The organism is Legionella rubrilucens (assembly GCF_001468125.1).
In the GTDB taxonomy this organism is placed as follows: domain Bacteria; phylum Pseudomonadota; class Gammaproteobacteria; order Legionellales; family Legionellaceae; genus Legionella_C; species Legionella_C rubrilucens.
The window spans coordinates 403467-422187 of the sequence record NZ_LNYT01000022.1; the positions used below are offsets into that span (position 1 = coordinate 403467).

Consider the following 18721-nt stretch of genomic DNA (forward strand, 5'->3'; position numbering starts at 1 on the left):
CCTATCGGAATAGGCTATTTATCCCCTGTGCCGGTAGTCTGCTTACACGGCCTGCAGGCGCAGGGCGTCATGTGTGCAGTAGCAAAAAAGCGCACTTTTGCCTTTAATTCCTCAACAATCGCTTGCGCATGCAGGGTATTGAGGGCTATTTGTGTGGTTGTTTGTTCCCGTTGATTAACTAAAAAAAGCGTGCTGTCACCCTCATAAAATTTTTTGGTTTCGCCATATTGGACCTTTTGTGCCAGCCTTAACTCCCGGATTAAAAGATTGATTTGTCGAATCCCCCGCTGGATGCCAATGCGCATGTTTAAATAATCATTGTGCAGCTGGTCATAAAAAAAACGTTTTGCGACTCGAATCTGGCGTAACTCACTTTCCGCCTGAATTAAATCGCCCTTAGCCTGCCTTTGCAACAAGGGAAATTTAAAGGAGACGCCGACCATGGCGGCCTGGGGAATCAATAAAGGGTCTCCTCCTGTGCCGTTTTGCTTGAACGTATAGGCGGTAGCATCCAGCTGCGGTAATAACGCGTTTCTTGCCAAATCACGCTTTAATTGGATGATATGGGTGTAATTAGTGAGCTTTTTAAGCTCAGGATGTTCGTGAAGCGGCACGGGACTTTTAGTCTGGGGAATAGAGGCCTGGGCCAACGAGGGTACTGCGTATTTGCTTGGAATGATTGGTTTACCCTTGTCATTGCGATAATAAAGCGACAGATTCACGCTGGCCTGTTCGAATAGCATTCGGCCCTGGTTGAGCAGTTGCTCCCTTTGGATTATCTGCTGTTGATTTTCACTGATAGCCAGCGTGGGCAAATCGCCCTGGTGTGCCTGCTGCAGAATGGCATGCTGGCGTTGTTTTGCCAGGTGCAGCAGTTGTTCAAATGTCTTTAATTGCAGCCCTGCCTCTACCCATTGCCAGTACGCCTGGATGGCTTCCTGGTAGATTTTTATTCTTATGGCTTCAGCGTCCTGTTGTTTCATGAGAATCAATTCAGCGGAAGAAAGTAACGCCGTGCGCTGCTTATCAATTAACCGATCACGAAGCAAAGGCAGTGATAATCCTGCCCGGTATTCACCGCCTGAGTTGGTCAAATAATTTTTGTAGTAAATGGGCCAGTCCCCTTCTCCCTTACGGTAGCCCGCAAAAAGCTTGACGCCATGATAAAGGGTAGGCACAGTAAATTGCGTATCGCCATAATTATTGATGTAGCCGCCAGCGGGCTGAGAGCGGGTAGTGGCTTCAAGTTCAGGATCAAACTGACCCTTGGCTTTGATAAACTCGCCCTGTGCTTTTGCGATGTCGAGACGAGCAATTTTCACCTGCGGGTAATGGTGATCAATGCTTTGCAGCACGTCAACCAAATGAAGCATGTGGGGTTTCTGCAAAGCATGGGAGCCGTGGGAAATCAGAAAGACGCTCAGTCCTGCCAAGGCCAGTAAAACATGATTTTTAAAGATCATGGGTTGTTCTTCCCGGCTATGCTTTCTGGCGGAAAGCCATTAAACTGGCGCCATAATTCATACCACAGCGGGACTTCCCCTAATTGAACCCAGCCATGAACGCGGACCCCTTGCCTTAGGAATTGCGGTGAAGGCCATGGCTCATCAGGCACGATCACCGCGCGAAAAAGGCCTAGTCCATTGTCCGTGGGATCAATGAAGGCCACCTTTCCTCCAAAAGTACCCACGGCAATCTGAGGCCATCCCCTGAATTGAATGGCAGGCCATCCTTCAAATTGTAACCGCGCTTTCTGATGTAAGTGGACAAAGGGAATGTCATTGCCGTCAATCCATAGTTCCACCGCTCGAGATTCTGTTTCCGGAATAATCTGGGCCAATATGTCCCCTTCCTTGACAACCACGCTCTCCTGCCCGGTTAACCGTTTAAAAACAATGCCTTTGACATGGGCTTTGATGAGCTGGGATTCCTGCCTTGCAATGCGAACATCAATAGTGACTTTATCAATATTGGCCTGTGCCAAGTCGTTCTGGTATTTGGTGTATTCAATTTGCGCGAGCTCGTACTGGCGTTTGGAATTAATCCCTTGCTCATAGAGGTTTTTTTGCCGTTTGAGGTTCGCTTCGCCGGCCAGTAACGCTTTCTCTGCGGCCTCTATGCGAAGCATGATAGCCTTTTTCTCCAGTTCCAGACGTTTCAGTAATTGCGGATCATTGTCATTAATATCCACCAGCGGATCGCCAGGATTAACACGCATACCCTCATCAACATACCATTTTTTTATTCGGCCGTTGATGGGTGAATTGACCGTGTGGGGACGTTCAGTGGGTGAGAAGGCAATCACTTTGCCGCTTCCTAAGGCGAATTGTTGCCAGGGAGTGAAGCTTAAAAACAAAAACAGCATCAGCAGGATTAAAAAAATAACCCTGGCAATTTTGCGAGGGTTTGGTAATTTACCAATCATTTTGTCAGCATGTAACTTCATGAGAGCACCAGGCGGTTAGCAAGCGGAATAAGCTCAGGGTAACACGTAATGATAATCAGAATGGTTTCATTCATCGCGGCTAACTGTGCCAGGAGGGGTTCGATGTCTTTTCTGTTTAGCTTATCCAGGGCGCCATCAATGATAAGAAGCTGAGGCTTTGCCAGCATTGCTCGAATGGCCATGAGTTGAACGAGCTCAAGTGGGGTAAATACTCCCTCCCAATCAAAAATAATGCTTTTTAAGCCATGAGGCTGCCGCATGATTTTATCCATGAGTCCGAAGGCGATTAACAGCTCTTTGAGTTGCTCGGTGGAAAAAGAAGGGTGGTTCAGCCGGAGGTTGTCATAAATGCTGCCGGCAAACCATTCATTGTCCCGAATTAACAAGGCATGCTCCCGGAGAGAACGTCGTTGTTCTTCCAGACAGAGGATATTATTGACCAGAATGGTTATTGGGAGGCTGTTTTTAAATCCCAGAATTAATTCCGCAATGTATTGGCCGGGTTTTGATTCATCCACACCAATGACAAGCGGGTCTCCCATGCGGCTTGACGCTTCTTTTTGATCTTGAGTAATCAAGGTGAGGCTTTGCATGGGGATAATCAGTTCACTGAGCTCTGTTTTGATCGTTTCGCAGGGCAGATTTAATACGGTATCAATTTTATCTTCAGAGGCCACCAGGTCATAGTAATTTTGCAGTAAGACACTAAAACGTTTGAAGGTGTAGATTAGTGCCCCAAGGACAATCTCGGCGGCAACCAACTGCCCTAAACTTAATTGGTTATTGATAATTAAATACCCGCCCATGCCTAACAACAGACTACTGGCAAAAGCGGAAAGAAGGTAGAAACCGAACTGATGTTTAATCAGCTGCTTAAAATGGGTGTTACGCGCTTTTAAAAAGGATACCAGGCGTTTATCCGCCTGATGAACGGCGTATTGATGGTAATCGTTAAAGCGGAATAAAAAGCGATTGGTGAGCAGTTCCTCTAACCAGGCACCCACCTGGTGTTTCTGCGCACACTCTTCCTTGGCACTCTCCAGTCCCTTGCGATAGGGAATGAAAACGATAAGCAGGATGCTCAGAATGATAAAACCATCAAACACCAGAAAAAGCGGATGGTAAAACAGGAGCAGGACCAGTCCAAAAAACAACTGCAGGCTGAGATTGACCCCGTACAGTAAAAGACTGGCCAGTGCTTTATTGATGGTGACTATCTCGAAAAAGCGGTTGACCAGTTCCGGCCCGTGATGAACGGAGAAATTCGTCAGTGAGAGATGAGTAAACTGACGGGTGAGATTCAGGCTGATTTTGACCATCAATTTCTGCTGAATGACTTCAATGATGACACTCTGCCAAATAGTTAATGCCCCCAGGGCAAGCATTAACACCAGGACGATAAGGCTTAGCGTCACCACCGGCTGGAGTAATTTGCCAAAGGCGATGAGGTTGATTAATGTCTGAGCGGCGATGGGTATGCTTAAGGTCAGTAAGCTCACCAATACGCTGATCATGACGATGGAAGCAATCGTCGCCTTGTCCAATACTTCCGTAATGGAATTCATACCCTTTCTACTCATTGGATAACTTACCTTCGCCTAATGTTTCAATTTATCCATAATAAAGAACTCTAACGATTCAATGGCTTTGTTTCCTTCTTCCCTTTTTAATAGTGAGACATGAATGTCATCCAACGGGGGTAAAACAGCATTATCCAATCGATCCAGATCATTTGGAATCATGCTGCGCTGGATCGCTGTAATGCCCAATCCTGCCCGAACAGCAGCCATTTTACCTGCATAACTGGGACTGCTGAAAGCCAAACGCCATTTCAAATGGCGTTGATTCAAGGATTGGATAACATTGCCACGATAAACGCAAGGGGATGGGGAGAGGACTAAGGGAATGATGGATTGATGATTAAGGGTTGGGAGTAGATCTTTTTTTCCTACCCATTCAACCGGTTCATTCCATACATTCACTCCTGTTGTTGCCGTGTTTTTTTCATTGGTTTTTATCAAAATCAAATCAAACTCGCTCTGATGAAAGCGTTCAACCAGACGAAGCGTTAAATCGCATTCCACATTAAGCATGACGCGGGGGTGGAGTCTTGAAAATTCGACCAGGATGTCTGAAAGCATCATGGAGGCAAAATCTTCGGGTAATCCAAAACGAAGCTCGCCCTGAAGCTCAGGCGCCTTGAAACGATCGAGCGATTCGCGGTGAAGTTCATAAATGCGTTTGGCATAGCCTAAAAAAAGTTCACCATCGGGGGTTAACGACAGTTCACGCCCCCGGGTGATGAGTTGCTTCTCTACCAACTGTTCGAGCTTGGCAATTTGCTGACTAATGGCGGATTGTGTTCGGCCAACGCGCAATGCCGCTTTGGTAAAACTGTGTGTTTCCGCCACAGCGAGAAAGCATTGCAGGGTGACTGTATCCAGAGACATTAGAATTCCTAATACCGTAAATAATAATTTTTAATTTTACTTATATCAGTATATCTAATATTTTTTGTTTTAACAAAAGAAATTCTAATGATAATGGTGATTTTGATGACTCTTCTTTTTTTAAGCCTGCTATTAGGTTGTCCACTGATGGCCCTTGGTCTTCACCTGGTTTTTGCGGCTCGTCCCAAGATTAGTGCGCAGTATGCGGGTTATTTGATGGGTGCGGGGTTTTTAGCCGCCGTTGGATTGCTGTGTTATTTATCCCTGTTTCAGCAGTCTGTCCTCTGCTTCTGGATTAACATGGATACGTTAAATGCCTTGTTAGGCAGTCTGGTTTTGTTCATCAGTTTTGCCGTGCATCGCTTTTCATTCCGGTACATGCAGGGAGACAGGCTTTACAGGCGTTTTTTTATGCTGATGTCCTCCCTGACCTTAAGTCTGCTTTTGATGGTTTTTGCAGACCACCTTGTCCTGCTTTGGGTGTCCTGGGCTGTTTCCAATGGGCTGTTGGTGTTATTGATGGTGCATAAAAAGGAATGGCGTGCAGCAAAAAATGCCGGAATTCTGGCATTTTATACACTGGCTTGCGGTTCGTTAGCATTGCTCATAGCCTTTGTGTTGTTATATTTAAGCGGTTTAACGGGCTCCCTTCAGGCCCTCACAGAGCAACCCCAATGGCCTGACTTGCCGTTGATGCAGGTGTCGATAAGTTTTCTTTTGGTTGCTGTGCTGATTCAGTCCGCATTATTCCCGTTCCATCGCTGGCTTCTCAGCTCCTTGAACTCCCCAACCCCTGTTTCTGCATTCATGCACGCAGGCCTTGTCAATGGCGGGGGGATACTCATGGTCAAATTGGCGCCAATAATGGCTCGGCATTCTGCACTGTTAACCGGTTTATTTGTATTGGGGGCATTGTCGGCTTTGTTAGGCACCCTCTTTAAACTGATGCAGCATGACATTAAAAAAATGCTGGCCTGTTCAACCATGGCGCAAATGGGTTTTATGATGATGCAATGCGGACTGGGGTTGTATGCTGCAGCCATCGCCCACCTGTGTTGGCATGGTTTATTTAAAGCCTCTCTTTTTTTAGGTTCGGGTGCAGCGATTGCGCAAGCCCCACCAGAGAATAACACCCCAAGACCGTCTTTTATTTCTCTTCTTTCGTCTGTTTTCGGCGGGCTAACCGCCGTCTGCGCCTTTGCCCTGATGACTCATAAAACCATGTCCTGGACGCAAGCGTCTGCTTTTGTGCTGTTTTTTGCCTTCATCGCCGGCGCCCAATTGATGTTGACCTGGATTAGTCATCCTAAAAGCCGGGGAAATCGGGTTACCGGGTTAGTCGCGGCGGCTTTGGCTGGGCTTTTATATGGCGTCAGCATTCGTGGTATCGAGCAGCTGCTTCCCAGCCTGATGGCAATTCAGACGCTGCCGCTGTCGTGGTTGCATTGGACCATCATGATCCTGTTTGGGGCCTTGTGGGTTGGATTGAATGGGGGCCTTGCTGAGAAATTAGGCGTAACAAGGTTGGGTTGCTGGCTTTATATGACGGTATTTAATGCCAGTCAGCCTTCTGCAAAGACGGTGACGGCATTGCGGACCGATTACAGCTACTAAACGCATTGAGGAGTAAAGATGACCACTGCAAAAATGGCTTTGGCACAACATCAGGAATGGGACGAGCGACAGGCGGTTCTTCCTTTTCAATCATTCAACAAGACGCTTGATATTCGAGCGCTGGTGGAAAAAGCGGCTGAGGTGCTGGCGCCCGTGTGGCCGCTTGAAACCTTTATTGCCTGTAATCCGCTTCAGGGCTATGAATCGCTTGATTTTGAGGAGGCACTGACCTTAAGGCAATGGCAATCCCCAAAAGCAGGGCCTGCTTCGCTTTTGGCGGTAAACCGGCAAATGATAAAGTGGTGTAGCGGCTTTTTTGATGAAGGGCAAAGCCGTATAGAAATGCCGCATCGGGCACGTGGTTTTTATACCGCATTTTTAAAATTAGCCTGCTTTGATAAACAACTGCACCAGAATAAGAAGGAATCAAAGCATTTTCTTCGAGAATTGCCAGAGTCGGCTGAGGAAGCAATTAAAATCTGTCTGTTAAGGCTTGGGGTGCCTGCAGGTCAGGAAGAGGTCTTTTTTTCGCAAACGTTTCTTGCCCTGCCGGGATGGGGCGGGTTTGTGAAACGGCATGCCGAATGGGGCGGCGTCACGGAATCAGAAAAACCTGCGACCCTGATTGATTTTCTTGCTGTTCGCCTGGTGCTTACCTGTTTACTGTGGCCTTTTGCGGCTAAAGAACAAACCCATCTGCAGGACAACGAGTCGATGAAAGCCGTTGTCGGGCCATTGAAAGCCAATGAAGCGGCCTATCGCCAGACACTGCTTAACCGGCTTTTGCCGCAATTAAAAACAACAGCAATCAAAACGGCAAGAAAAAACGCGCAATGGGTGTTTTGTATCGATGTCCGCTCAGAGCCTCTCCGTCGCGCCATTGAGGCATCAGAACACTATGAAACATTTGGTTTTGCAGGATTTTTTGGAATCCCTGTGCGTGTCAGTGAATTTGAAACCGGCAAGACCAAAGCCTGTTGTCCGGTTTTATTAGAGCCCCGGTTTGCGATTAAAGAAATGCCCATCGCGGCCAATGAAAAAACGTTAAAGCGTTCGCAGAGGGGGAAATCGTTTATCCGCCGTTTAAGGAACCTCTACACGCAGTTGAAGCATAATATTTCATCTCCTTTTGCTTTGGCTGAGTGTTTAGGCCCCTGGTGCGGTGTCAGCCTGGCGTTTAAGTCCCTGGCGCCTCATCTAAGCCAGCGTGCAGTTCAAACCATGAAGCATTGGTTTGCTCCTTCCCTGCCCACCCGGGTCACCTATGAATCGAATGATGCCGATTGGCAACATGGCCTGTCCCTGCACGAGCAGATTAATTATGCCGAAACAGCCTTGCGTCTCATGGGACTGACTTCGAATTTTGCCAAACTGATTATTCTCTGCGGCCATGGGGGTGCGACTGAGAATAATCCCTATGCCTCGGCGTTGGACTGCGGGGCCTGTGGCGGCAATCATGGCGGCTTCAATGCGCAACTATTAGCCACCATTCTCAATCAGCCCAAAGTGCGATGGGGGTTGGAAGATCGCGGCATCCACCTGCCCCTGGACACCCTTGTTTATGCAGCGCTTCACAATACCACCACGGATGCGGTTGAAATCCAGCATCAGGATGTCCCTGCGCCGATTTACCCAGCGCTTTTAAAGCAACTTCAGGATGACTTAAGGGAGGCTCAGTTTAAAACCAGTCAAGAACGTGGACTGGCCTTAGGGAGCAAAAAACCGCATCAGGATGCTATCCGCAGAAGCCTGGACTGGTCTGAAACACGTCCTGAATGGGGGCTGGCACGAAACGCTGCATTTATTGCCGCACCGCGTCAATTGACCAGGAACATTCCCCTGGACGGGCGCTGTTTTCTCCATTCCTATCCGTGGCAGGAGGATGAAGACGGGACTTTGCTGGAGACGATTTTAACCGCCCCTATGGTGGTTGCTGAATGGATAAACACGCAGTATTTGTTTTCCACGCTGGATAATGTGACCTTCGGAAGCGGCAGTAAGATTACGCACAATGTCGTTGGACGAGTGGGCGTCATGCAGGGCAATGGCAGCGATTTAATGCATGGTCTCCCCCTGCAATCGGTGATGAGCAGCGATGAACAGCCGTATCATCAACTCCAACGGTTGCTCACGGTGGTTTATGCGCCCAGAGAAAGGGTGTTGCCGATCATTGCCAGGCATGAACGGTTAAAAAATCTTTTCTTTAACCAATGGGTGCATCTGCTGGTCATTGATCCAGCCAGCGAATTACCCTATCAGCTTAACCCTCAGGGGCATTGGACTTTATTAAGAGATACTCAGACTGCGAGGCCTGCGCCATTCAGGCAAGGGGAAGAAAAAAATGCTGTATGAGCATCAATCCGTGCTTCTGGCCTCCATGCATGAAAAAGAGCGGGCGATTGCCAAGCCCTTTTCAGAGCGGTTGTCCTGCACGCTGGCCATCCATGATTTTAATACGGATCAATTCGGTACATTCACCGGTGAGGTTGAGCGCCGCTTAAGCCCCTATGAAACGGGCCTGCTTAAGGCTGAAACGGCAGCAGCGCAGTATGGGTATCGGTTGGCTGTGGCGAGCGAAGGCAGTTTCGGACCTCATCCGGTCATCCCTTTTGTTGCCAGCGCGCAGGAATGGATGGTGTTTATTGATAGAGAGCCGGGCTTAGTCATTGCCGAGCACTTGATAAGTCAAAAAACCAACTATGCGATGATGACCATCCAGAAGACCACCGATGTGAATGCCTTCCTTAAACGAACCGGTTTCCCCTCTCATGCCCTGACCTTGCAGGCGGGTTCGGATAAAGGGGTTCTGGCTAAAGGCATTCGCGATCTGGATTGCTTGCATGCTGCTCTGAAGCGTGGCTTCCAAAACGAAAATGAATTGCTTTTAGGCACGGACATGAGGGCCATGATGAATCCCACCCGCATGGAGGTGCTTGGCGAGCTGGCGGATAAACTGGCGCAAAGGATTGCGACCTTATGTCCAGAGTGCCATACTCCCGGGTTTGGTTTCAAGACAACACAGGGCTCCCTTCCCTGTCGTCTCTGTGAGGCATCCACCTCGTTTTACAAGCACGAAATTTGGGCCTGTGTGCAGTGCGATTATCAGGAATTTAAAGGGCGAAAAGATGGCCTTTTGGAGGCTGAGCCGACTTATTGTGACTATTGTAATCCGTAAAGAATCAAATTGTCCTTACGCGGCGTCCTGACCACCGGCGGCTTTGAGGTCAGGACGGGGAATTTCAGGATTCGGTTTATTCAGGATCTTTGGTGACTATCTCGGTACGATCGGTCGTATCAGAAGCGCCGTGCATCGCCTGCTTTAAGGGCTGCATGTAGCCGGCCATAAAGCAGACTTCGGCGGTTAAATACAATGGCGCTACCAGAGCCTGATAGAAATTATCGATTAAAGCGGGACGGCGGCCTTCAATGAAATGCCCGGCCAATTGCAACAGCCAACCCAACACGAACAGGACCACGAAGGTCCAGAACGCGCCACTGGTAAGCCCGGCATAAGTAATCAGGTTTGCAATCCAGAGTAGAATCACAAGAACCGGGAGAATAAGCAGACCCAGACGCCAATTCAGACGCATGTAATAAATCCATAACAGCAGGGTGGCGATGTCAGCAAAACTGATGTTCAACACATTGGGTGGAATGACCAATCTTACAAATCCAAGCAGGATCATCAGCGACAGGATAATGAGTGGAACACCAATGATATGAGTATAAAAAGTCGCTGTTTTTTGGTGGTATTGTGCGTAAAAGCGAGCTTGTTCAATAAAGGTTTTCATCCGGAAGTCCTTGCTTTCTTTTCTTAAAAAGTTAGCACAGACTGCCCAAAAGCTCCACTTTGTATTAACAGGCTGACCAGCGAAAACAGTCGGTTATATGATCATTGACCATACCCACGGCCTGCATAAAGGCATAGCAGGTGGTTGGTCCCATGAAGGCAAAGCCGTCTTTTTTGAGTTGTTTGGCCATGCGGGTCGACTCGTCGGTTACTGCTGGAATCTGGCTTAAGGCCCCCCACTGATTTTTTTTTACCAGTCCATCGGTAAATTGCCAGAAGTAAGCCACGACACTTTCCCTGTCCGCGATGCGTAAAAATGCCTGGGCATTGGTACGTACTGATTGAATCTTTAATCGGTTACGAATGATTTCGGGATTTAAGAGCATGGCTGCAAGGTCAGAATCCGATGCCTGGGCTAAACGCTGGGGCGAGAATTGCATAAAGGCTTGACGCATGGCGTCCCGCTTTCTAAGAATTGTAATCCAGCTCAGTCCGGCCTGCATGCTTTCCAGGACAAGCATTTCAAACAATTTTTGAGGGTTTCGGACGGGAACGCCCCACTCCTCATCATGATAAGCGGTGTACAGGGGATCCTGTTTACACCATCCGCAACGTGTGACCACTATGGACTCCAATGGGCATGGAGGCTTGAGTCCATGCCCGTCTTGACTTATTTGTGCAGGAATTTTTTAAGCTGGTGAATGGATTTCATGTCGGCGGCGCGCAGTGCAAAGGCCTGGATATCATCTGAACCCAGATCATAAATGCAATAACTAAACCCTTCACCACCATCTTCCGGAGAAGGACGGCCAGATAAATGATAAAGCAGGGTATTGCCTTCTTCCAGGGCCTGTTCTTCATCACTTGCCTGGACAGGGCCAATACCAAATACCCAGGTGTTATCAGTATTGTATTGACTGATGTGGTAAGTCAGGTAGGTGTTGGACATGATGACCTGAGCCATGCTTAACCCTTCGCTTTTAATCGCACCAACGTCAGGGCAGGACTCCTGGTTTTGACTGGCAGCCCAGGTGGCGCCGGCCAAAAATAAAGCGCTCGCAAAGGCAGCAAGTTTGGCTGTAAACTTCATGTAAGACTCTCCTTTAGGTTGCAAAAATGCCGGGTCAGCGTAGCAAGGGGAGTGAGAAGATGCAAGACATCAGAAAAATAAATTTTCAGGCCTTGTCAAAGGTCAGTCGTGCAAAAACAAAGAGCACATTGCCAATATTCGTGCCGCCGGGGACGTAGGCTGCAGACAGCGACACCTGCTTGTAGGTCAGGCCTATCCAGGGTGCTGCACCGGGAAAAGGGTAGCCGTCAAAAATATCCGGGCGCATGGTGACCAGCACGGAATAGCCGCCGCCGATTCTGGCGTTGGGGGACAGTTGCAGGGTTTTTAAAAAAGCATAACCCGCCACCGGTTGCACATGCTTGTGGGAATCCAGAAAGGCCATGGCGTAGAGGCCGTGCCAATCGCCGTCTTCATCGTAAAAGCCTTTGCCCATACCGCCACCCCAGGCATTTTCATTGTAATGGGTTGTGCGCAGCTTTTCTTCCGTATACATGAATCGGTTATGCCAGGCATAAAAAGGCAAGTACAGTTCATTACTGCCTTCATACCAGATCTGATGAAGTCGTAAACACATCTTTCTTAACAACCAGGGCTTGCTGGCGCAGGGGGTGGTCTCATTGGCATAGACCGGTTGCCACATCAATAGGAAAGAGAAGACAAAAATGAGTGATGAATTTTTCATTAATTTCTGTGTTTCCGTATTTAACAACTGACTAAGGCAATAAGCGAGATTGGATCACTTATTGCTTTCAACATTCAAACGGCACAAAGAGCATACTAACATGGACTTGTTTCGCAAAAAAGCCATACATGAATCGGTCAATGGGGCACCTCGTCTGGCTCAATGCCTGACAGCGTTTGACCTGATGTTTCTCGGCGTCGGAGCAATCATCGGTGCAGGGATTTTTGTGCTGACCGGCATCGTTGCAGCAACGCATGCCGGGCCTGCGATTATTCTTTCTTACGTAGTAGCCGGTTTTGCCTGTGCTTTTTCAGCGCTCTCTTATGCGGAGCTTGCGGCGTCGATTGGCGGTTGCGGCAGTGCGTATGGGTATGCCTATGCTGGTTTTGGTGAATTGATAGCCTGGATTGTCGGATGGGATCTTATTCTTGAATACTCCATTTCAGTCTCTGCTGTCTCCGTGGGCTTCAGCGGCTATTTTAATGACATGCTTAAAATAGTAAAACTGGATTTGCCGCCCTCTCTTTTGCATGGGCCTTTAAATGACGGATGGCTCAACGTCTTGGCTTTGGGCATTATTCTGTTTTTAACAGCCTTGTTGATTTTGGGGGTGAAGTCGAGTTCCCGGACCAATAATGTGATGGTTTTTATTAAACTCACCGTTATCCTCCTGTTCATCATTATTGCCAGCATGAATGTGAATTCCGCCAATTGGTCGCCATTCATGCCCTTTGGCTGGACAGGTGTGATGAGCGGTGCGGCCCTGATTTTTTTCGCCTACATTGGTTTTGATGCCGTTTCGACGGCGGCAGAGGAAGCGATCAATCCGCAGCGTGATTTGCCGCGCGGTATTCTCGGCTCATTAATTATCTGTACGATTCTTTATATGATTGTGGCGGCCCTGCTGACAGGGATAGCCCATTACAGTACGTTGAATGTGTCTTCGCCAATCAGCCATGCGCTTATCATGCTGAATTACAACGTGGCGGCAGGGCTTATTGGTGTGGGCGCAATCGCCGGGTTGACCACGGTCATGCTGGTGTTGTTTTATGGATTAACCCGGGTGTTTTTTGCCATGGCGCGGGACGGCCTGCTGCCCCCGTATTTTGCCCAAACGCACCCGGTTACCAAAACGCCGATTCGCATCGTACTGCTGTGCGGGAGCGTGATGGCACTGGTTTCCGCCCTGATTCCGATTTCCGATTTGGCGGAACTGGTAAACATCGGCACCCTGTTTGCCTTTGTCATTGTCTGCCTTGGTGTTATTATTCTGCGCTATACTCATCCTGAGATGCCGCGGCCATTTAAGACACCCTGGATGCCGGTGGTTCCTATTCTTGGCATCGTGAGCTGCGCTTATCTCATCATCAATCTTCCCTGGGTGACCCAGTTGCGGTTTTTAATCTGGATGCTGGTGGGGATTGTGATTTACTTTAGTTACAGTCAATTTGCCAGCCGCTTAAATCCCGTGAAGCAGGAAAAACCATGAGGTCAGGAGTTGCTTTTGAACAAAAAAGAGTTAAGGAAAAGCAGAAAACGATCCATTTCCCATCTGCTTAAAAACATTGCGATGAAACATGACAAGGAGAGCCGTCTTCGTTTTGGGGATTTGGTCAGGGAATTGGGTGATCAGGCTTTTGGCCTCATAATGATTTTGTTTGCTCTGCCCAGCGCCCTGCCTGTCTCGGCCATTCCCGGTATCTCCTTTCTTTTTGGCTTGCCCATCCTGTTTATCGCCATTCATTTACTGATAGGCCGCCGAAGCCTGTGGTTACCCAGGCAATTGGCTGATCGCAGCATTCAGCGCGGTACCCTGCTCGATGTGGTGACTAAAACCCGACCCTATTTAATGTACGTTGAACGCTTGCTGAAGCCGCGTCTGACCTTCTTTTCTACACCCGTTATGGAGAGGATGCATGGGGTGGTTCTGCTTTTGTTAAGCATTTTATTATTGCTGCCCATCCCTTTCAGCAATTTTATTTTTGCCATGCTAATCATCCTGTTTGGCTTGGGAATTGCCGAGCAGGATGGCCTTTTTCTCGTGTTAGCCTACACCGGCACGCTATTGTATGCCTTAGCGCTCATCGGATTGACGCGTGGCATGATTCATTATTTTACTGGATAGTTAACATCATGCCCGCAGCCACGATGCCGGCGGCAGGAATGGTCAGTAACCACGCCAAAAAAATGCGCCTTAAAACCGGCCAATGCGTGAGGCTCGGTCCATTGACGAGGCCGACACCCGCGATGGCACCTGTGACTGTGTGTGTTGTGGAAATCGGTACTCCCAGTTCGGTCGCGGCAAAAATCATGGCCGCGGCCCCGGTTTCAGCGGCACAGCCGCGAAGAGTCGTAAGTTCCGTTATTTTTTTACCCATGGTGTAGACAATGCGCCATCCCCCCGCTAACGTGCCCAGTGCAATGACGGTATGGCACGAAATGACCACCCAGAAAGGCACATAAAGGTCTCCTTTAAGCCAGGAGGCTGAATAAAGCAGGATGGCAATAATCCCCATGGTCTTTTGGGCATCGTTGCCGCCGTGGGTCAAACTGAGTAATGCCGAGGAAGCGAGTTGAAATCGTTTAAACAGGCGCTCCGTCCGCTCTCCGGGACGGCGTTTGGCCAACCGCGTCAGGCCTAAGGTTAACCAATAACCAATCAGCATGCCGACAAGCGGTGAAATGAAAATTCCCGCCACGACCTTGATAAACCCGGCGGGTATCAGGGCTGAAAAACCCGCTTTAGCCACCGCAGCACCGGCTAACCCGCCAATTAAGGCATGGGAGGAGCTGGAGGGGAGACCATAATACCAGGTGGCTAAATTCCAGAAAATGGCACCCATTAAAGCAGCGAAAATTAACCGCGGATCCACCAAATCAGGATTTACGAGACCGCTGCCTATGGTTTTGGCCACCGACAGACTAAAGACCAAAAAGGCAATGAAATTAAAAAACGCAGCCCAGAGCACCGCTATTTTGGGCGTTAACACCCCCGTGGTGACGATGGTGGCAATGGAGTTGGCGGCATCATGAAAGCCATTGATAAAATCAAAAACAAAGGCAATGGCAATCACAAGAAGGATAAAGAAAGTGCCGGTGGCCATAGGTTATCCTTATTCCTTATCGACAGTATCCTCAAATTCATTTTTGCGGGGAACAATGCGGATCTGAGTAATGCGTGCACCCTGAATGCTCTCTATAGTAGCGGAAAAATCTGTAAATTGAACCGTCTGCCCTTCTTTGGGCAGTGAGCCAAGCTTATAGAGAATCAAACCGGCAATGGTGGACACTTCCTCTTCTTCCTCGTTGTTCAGGATGATTTCAATATCCAGGGCTCTCTCCAGTGCGTAAAGAGGGCAATCGCCTTTCACCGTCAGGGAGCCATCGCCATGTTGAATCCAGGCATCCTGCGTTTTATGAAATTCATCTTTAATCACGCCAATGACCAAATGCAGTAGATTATCGAGGGTAATGAAGCCGATAATGTTTTTCTGGCGGCCATAAACCAGTGCAAAATGAGGGATTTCTCTCTGAAATTGCCTGAGCAATGCCAGAGCAGGCAAGCGATAGGATACCTTGGGAATCGGACGAATCACGTCCTGCAAAGGCAGCGTGTCGTCACTCTGATGGTTTTCCAGAAGCATCTGGATGTCTTTTACGTGCAACAACCCGATAATCTGCTTTTTCTTGTGATCGTAAACGGGGTATCGGCTGAAGCGCGTGCGGGTGATGGTTTCAACCAGTTGACGTTTGCTGATGGGGGTATGAATCATGACGATGTCATCGGATGATCGCATGACATCCATGGCCTGCAAGTCAGCCAGTTCAAGCGTATGGGCAAGGATACTGCTGGCCTGAGGGGTTAATTCGCCATGAATCTGGCTTGAGCGCAGAATTAACTTGATTTCATCATTGGAATAGGCCTGTTCACTGGGGTGAATAACATCCAGATCGAGTAACTTCAATAAAAAATTAGAACAGGAGTTTAAAATCCAGATGATGGGATACATCAGCCAGTAAAAACCATAAAGCGGTACGGCAGTCCACAGGGAAATCTGTTCGCTTTGACGGATTGCCAGCGATTTGGGCATGAGCTCGCCAACCACGATGTGGAGAAAAGAAATCAGGGAAAAAGCAAAAATAAAACTGATGAATTCAATGACGGTACTGCTCATGAATCCCATGGCATGCAGCAAAGGGGTCAAAAGCCTTGAAAAAGCAGGCTCTCCTATCCAGCCTAATCCCAGGGAGGCTAAGGTAATGCCCAATTGGCAGGCAGAGAGGTAGGCATCAAGCTGCTCATGGACTTTGGCGAGAATTTTGCCGCGGATAGGGTATTCATCCACCAGGGCCGCCACCCGGGTATTACGCAGTTTGACCATGCCGAATTCCGCGGCTACAAAAAAGCCGTTGAGCAGGACCAGCGCCAGGCCGACAAGAATGAGAAACAGGTTAAAGAGACTCACAGGTAATAGCTCGTTTTAGTCATTAATTTGGATACAGCCGACATCATGGCCTGAATGGGAGGAGGCAATGCGGCTGCGCCTGCTGCTTCGGCCATGGCCGCATGATGGCTTTCCTCCTCGTGCATCTGTTGAAGGATGGCTTTGGATTGTAAATCGGCGGCCGGCAGGTTAGCGAGGTGATTCTGCAGATGAGCGCCCACCTGACGCTCCGTTTCGGCCACAAAGCCTAAGCTCCATTTATCCCCAGCCAGCCCCGCCAGGGCGCCGATGCACAGAGAACCCAGATACCACAAGGGATTGAGTACGCTGGGCCGGCTGTTTAATTCCAGAAGACGACTTTCGCACCAGGCCAGATGATCCACTTCTTCGGCAGCGGCCTGTTCCATTTGCTGACGGACTTCCGTTAAGCGTGCTGTGATCGCCTGCCCTTGATACAGGCCCTGAGCGCAGACTTCACCGGCATGGTTAACCCGCATCAAGCCGGCCACGTGCTGTTTTTCCTTGTCGGTTAAAGGGACTGCATTCACGACGCCCTCATTCGGTATGGGTCGGCTGCATACCCGCTGTGGCGGCGGACAAAGGGTGCGCAGCGCGGTATCTGCATGGTTTAACAGCCTGTCGATAAGATTCTGAGCCATACGCGTCACGTCATTTAAAAGAATAAGGTAATGGTAGCCTGATTAGCCGGGAGTTTGAAGCAGAATTGCACATTTCTGACTAAGCTTTGAATAAGTTTCCCAGAAGATAACAGTCATGGCCGGTTTAAATAAAGAGTCATTGCAGGAATGGAAAAAAAAACATCAGAATGCCCGCCAGGAAAAACAGGATGTCGTAGTGGAGCAACCGAAAGAGAACCCTTCTCCTGGTGAACAGGTGGACAATTACAATTCATTAGCCGAGGGTGATTTTGAAACCTTTAATCCCAATACCGATTAGCCCTTCCTAACCGCCGTTTTTATTTCATTGATTATTGGCAAAATTTCCAAACATTATCTATAAATTAGTAAGCTGAAACCATTTAAATAAGGTCATATCATGGAGATGAAAAAGAGCCTTTTAGTTGTTTCTCTTGCCGCGTTAATGAGCAGTTATCCTGTGTTTGCAACCACCGCTGAGGGCGAGGAAGCCTATAATCAACAACGTTATGACAAAGCCTACATGCTTCTTTCTGAGGAAGCGGCAAAAGGCGATGCCAAGGCTCAATACCTTCTTGGGTCCATGTATTATCACGCCCAGGGCGTTCCCTACAGCGCGGAAAAAACGGAACAATGGCTGCTGGCATCCGCCAACCAGGGCAATGTTGATGCTCAGGTTTTACTGGCAGACTTTTATTGGTATCAAAAAACACCGGAAGGCTACACCAAGGCGTTGAGCTGGTATGAAAAAGCAGCCGCGCAAGGCAACTCCAGTGCCGAATATGCCATCGGTTACATGTACAACTTTGGCGCCGGGGTGGCAAAAAATTATGACACGGCGATGATGTGGTATCAAAAAGCGGCTGCCAAAGGCAATGCCGACGCCATGATGTCCATTGGTTACATGTATGACATGGGTACCGGTGTAAGCAAGAGCATCCCTGAGGCGGTCAAATGGTATACCAAGGCCGCTGATCTGGGGAATACCAGCGCACAATTCAACCTCGGTACCATCTATGAATACGGTGACGGTGTACCGAAAGACATGAATAAAGCCTTTGAGTATTTAAGCAAGGCGGCTGAGAAAGGGCACGCCAAATCACAATTGGAACTGGGTAATATTTACGACACGGGTAAATACGGCGGCGTGGATTTGAAGAAAGCGGCTTATTGGTATCAGAAAAGCGCCGATCAGGGCAATGCCACTGCCCAATATGACATTGGCGACATGTATTTTTATGGCGATGGAGTTGAAAAGAATATAGCCACAGCGGTGGATTGGATTTCCAAGGCAGCGCGTCAGGGATATGGTCGAGCCCAAAACCGCTTGGGCGTGTTTTATCGTGATGGCATTGGCGTTGCAGCGGATCCGGTGGAAGCCTATGCCTGGTTCAGCGCAGCGGTCAATAATAAGTTTGCCGACGCGACTAAAAATCGTGACGATTTGGAAAAGAACTTAACGCCTGAACAGTTGCAGAAGGCTAAAGAGCTGGCTAAAACCTATTCGGAAGAATACGCAGCGAAAGAGCAGTAACGAGTTGACAATCCGGGGAGGCGGTGCTTATG

At 48.7% G+C, this 18721-nt stretch carries 18 protein-coding genes; 7 read left to right on the forward strand and 11 right to left on the reverse strand.

The features are described from left to right. Positions 1-14: 14 nt before the first annotated feature. From Lrub_RS13600 to Lrub_RS13615, 4 genes are read right to left on the reverse strand one after another with little or no spacing between them, the layout of a single operon-like run. Positions 15-1463: a TolC family protein gene (locus tag Lrub_RS13600; RefSeq protein ID WP_058532643.1), complete on the reverse strand. Its 1449-nt coding sequence runs from the start codon at positions 1461-1463 to the stop codon at positions 15-17. Further along, positions 1460-2446: an HlyD family secretion protein gene (locus Lrub_RS13605; RefSeq protein WP_058532644.1), complete on the reverse strand. Its 987-nt coding sequence runs from the start codon at positions 2444-2446 to the stop codon at positions 1460-1462. Before Lrub_RS13605 ends, Lrub_RS13600 begins: the two co-directional genes overlap by 4 nt. Continuing rightward, positions 2443-4026: an ABC transporter transmembrane domain-containing protein gene (locus Lrub_RS13610; RefSeq protein ID WP_193392361.1), complete on the reverse strand. Its 1584-nt coding sequence runs from the start codon at positions 4024-4026 to the stop codon at positions 2443-2445. The genes Lrub_RS13605 and Lrub_RS13610 overlap by 4 nt, the downstream gene beginning before the upstream one ends. Before the next feature lie 18 nt (positions 4027-4044). Next, positions 4045-4896: a LysR substrate-binding domain-containing protein gene (locus Lrub_RS13615; protein ID WP_058532646.1), complete on the reverse strand. Its 852-nt coding sequence runs from the start codon at positions 4894-4896 to the stop codon at positions 4045-4047. 105 nt (positions 4897-5001) lie between these two features. Between Lrub_RS13615 and Lrub_RS13620 the strand changes: the two genes are divergently transcribed. The 3 genes from Lrub_RS13620 to Lrub_RS13630 are packed head-to-tail and all read left to right on the forward strand — an operon-like array spanning position 5002 to position 9685. Next, entirely contained in the window at positions 5002-6510 is a 1509-nt protein-coding gene (locus Lrub_RS13620; protein WP_058532811.1) for a proton-conducting transporter transmembrane domain-containing protein, read from the forward strand. Positions 6511-6528: 18 nt separating this feature from the next. After that, on the forward strand, positions 6529-8862 hold the full coding sequence (locus Lrub_RS13625; protein WP_058532647.1) for a DUF2309 domain-containing protein: 2334 nt from the start codon (positions 6529-6531) through the stop codon (positions 8860-8862). Beyond that, on the forward strand, positions 8852-9685 hold the full coding sequence (locus Lrub_RS13630) for a DUF6671 family protein (protein ID WP_058532648.1): 834 nt from the start codon (positions 8852-8854) through the stop codon (positions 9683-9685). The genes Lrub_RS13625 and Lrub_RS13630 overlap by 11 nt, the downstream gene beginning before the upstream one ends. A 76-nt stretch (positions 9686-9761) precedes the next feature. Here Lrub_RS13630 and Lrub_RS13635 read toward each other — a convergent pair whose 3' ends face one another. The 4 genes from Lrub_RS13635 to pagP all read right to left on the reverse strand — a co-directional run bounded on the left by Lrub_RS13635 (position 9762) and on the right by pagP (position 12054). Continuing rightward, positions 9762-10301: an Mpo1 family 2-hydroxy fatty acid dioxygenase gene (locus tag Lrub_RS13635; protein ID WP_058532649.1), complete on the reverse strand. Its 540-nt coding sequence runs from the start codon at positions 10299-10301 to the stop codon at positions 9762-9764. Between the two features lie 64 nt (positions 10302-10365). After that, entirely contained in the window at positions 10366-10923 is a 558-nt protein-coding gene (locus Lrub_RS13640) for a DNA-3-methyladenine glycosylase I (protein WP_133134098.1), read from the reverse strand. Between the two features lie 47 nt (positions 10924-10970). Further along, complete coding sequence (locus Lrub_RS13645; protein WP_058532651.1) at positions 10971-11390, reverse strand: DUF4949 domain-containing protein; 420 nt, start codon at positions 11388-11390, stop codon at positions 10971-10973. Positions 11391-11475: 85 nt separating this feature from the next. Next, on the reverse strand, positions 11476-12054 hold the full coding sequence (pagP, locus tag Lrub_RS13650; protein WP_082651520.1) for a lipid IV(A) palmitoyltransferase PagP: 579 nt from the start codon (positions 12052-12054) through the stop codon (positions 11476-11478). A 100-nt stretch (positions 12055-12154) separates the two neighbouring features. On the opposite strand from pagP, the gene Lrub_RS13655 reads away from it, so the two are divergent. Then, positions 12155-13543 (forward strand): amino acid permease, encoded by a 1389-nt coding sequence (locus Lrub_RS13655; protein WP_058532652.1) that lies wholly within the window; start codon positions 12155-12157, stop codon positions 13541-13543. A 15-nt stretch (positions 13544-13558) separates the two neighbouring features. Continuing rightward, positions 13559-14179: an exopolysaccharide biosynthesis protein gene (locus tag Lrub_RS13660; protein ID WP_133134099.1), complete on the forward strand. Its 621-nt coding sequence runs from the start codon at positions 13559-13561 to the stop codon at positions 14177-14179. Here the strand turns inward: Lrub_RS13660 and Lrub_RS13665 are convergent. Genes Lrub_RS13665 through coq7 form a run of 3 tightly spaced genes read right to left on the reverse strand, consistent with a single transcriptional unit; the run spans position 14169 to position 17158 of the window. Beyond that, the gene (locus Lrub_RS13665) at positions 14169-15158 is read right to left on the reverse strand and encodes an inorganic phosphate transporter (RefSeq protein WP_058532653.1); all 990 of its coding nucleotides are present in this window, start codon (positions 15156-15158) and stop codon (positions 14169-14171) included. The genes Lrub_RS13660 and Lrub_RS13665 overlap by 11 nt on opposite strands. Positions 15159-15167: 9 nt before the next feature. Next, complete coding sequence (locus Lrub_RS13670) at positions 15168-16520, reverse strand: hemolysin family protein (RefSeq protein ID WP_058532654.1); 1353 nt, start codon at positions 16518-16520, stop codon at positions 15168-15170. Beyond that, positions 16517-17158, reverse strand: coding sequence for a 2-polyprenyl-3-methyl-6-methoxy-1,4-benzoquinone monooxygenase (gene coq7 / locus Lrub_RS13675; protein WP_058532655.1), 642 nt, complete (start codon positions 17156-17158; stop codon positions 16517-16519). Before coq7 ends, Lrub_RS13670 begins: the two co-directional genes overlap by 4 nt. 115 nt (positions 17159-17273) lie before the next feature. Here coq7 and Lrub_RS13680 point away from each other — a divergent pair, with 115 nt between their 5' ends. Both Lrub_RS13680 and Lrub_RS13685 read left to right on the forward strand, forming a co-directional pair. Beyond that, entirely contained in the window at positions 17274-17456 is a 183-nt protein-coding gene (locus tag Lrub_RS13680; RefSeq protein WP_058532656.1) for a hypothetical protein, read from the forward strand. 99 nt (positions 17457-17555) lie between these two features. After that, a complete protein-coding gene (locus tag Lrub_RS13685; RefSeq protein WP_058532657.1) occupies positions 17556-18689 on the forward strand; it encodes a tetratricopeptide repeat protein in 1134 nt (377 codons plus the stop codon). Positions 18690-18721: the final 32 nt, after the last annotated feature.

Excerpts from the sequence above, each read along its gene's own strand:
- Lrub_RS13600 (WP_058532643.1), bottom strand. The coding sequence starts at position 1,463 with ATGATCTTTAAAAATCATGTTTTACTGGCCTTGGCAGGACTGAGCGTC.
- Lrub_RS13605 (WP_058532644.1), bottom strand. The coding sequence starts at position 2,446 with ATGAAGTTACATGCTGACAAAATGATTGGTAAATTACCAAACCCTCGC.
- Lrub_RS13610 (WP_193392361.1), bottom strand. The coding sequence starts at position 4,026 with ATGAGTAGAAAGGGTATGAATTCCATTACGGAAGTATTGGACAAGGCG.
- Lrub_RS13615 (WP_058532646.1), bottom strand. The coding sequence starts at position 4,896 with ATGTCTCTGGATACAGTCACCCTGCAATGCTTTCTCGCTGTGGCGGAA.
- Lrub_RS13620 (WP_058532811.1), top strand. The coding sequence starts at position 5,002 with ATGACTCTTCTTTTTTTAAGCCTGCTATTAGGTTGTCCACTGATGGCC.
- Lrub_RS13625 (WP_058532647.1), top strand. The coding sequence starts at position 6,529 with ATGACCACTGCAAAAATGGCTTTGGCACAACATCAGGAATGGGACGAG.
- Lrub_RS13630 (WP_058532648.1), top strand. The coding sequence starts at position 8,852 with ATGCTGTATGAGCATCAATCCGTGCTTCTGGCCTCCATGCATGAAAAA.
- Lrub_RS13635 (WP_058532649.1), bottom strand. The coding sequence starts at position 10,301 with ATGAAAACCTTTATTGAACAAGCTCGCTTTTACGCACAATACCACCAA.
- Lrub_RS13645 (WP_058532651.1), bottom strand. The coding sequence starts at position 11,390 with ATGAAGTTTACAGCCAAACTTGCTGCCTTTGCGAGCGCTTTATTTTTG.
- pagP (WP_082651520.1), bottom strand. The coding sequence starts at position 12,054 with ATGAAAAATTCATCACTCATTTTTGTCTTCTCTTTCCTATTGATGTGG.
- Lrub_RS13655 (WP_058532652.1), top strand. The coding sequence starts at position 12,155 with ATGGACTTGTTTCGCAAAAAAGCCATACATGAATCGGTCAATGGGGCA.
- Lrub_RS13665 (WP_058532653.1), bottom strand. The coding sequence starts at position 15,158 with ATGGCCACCGGCACTTTCTTTATCCTTCTTGTGATTGCCATTGCCTTT.
- coq7 (WP_058532655.1), bottom strand. The coding sequence starts at position 17,158 with ATGGCTCAGAATCTTATCGACAGGCTGTTAAACCATGCAGATACCGCG.
- Lrub_RS13680 (WP_058532656.1), top strand. The coding sequence starts at position 17,274 with ATGGCCGGTTTAAATAAAGAGTCATTGCAGGAATGGAAAAAAAAACAT.
- Lrub_RS13685 (WP_058532657.1), top strand. The coding sequence starts at position 17,556 with ATGGAGATGAAAAAGAGCCTTTTAGTTGTTTCTCTTGCCGCGTTAATG.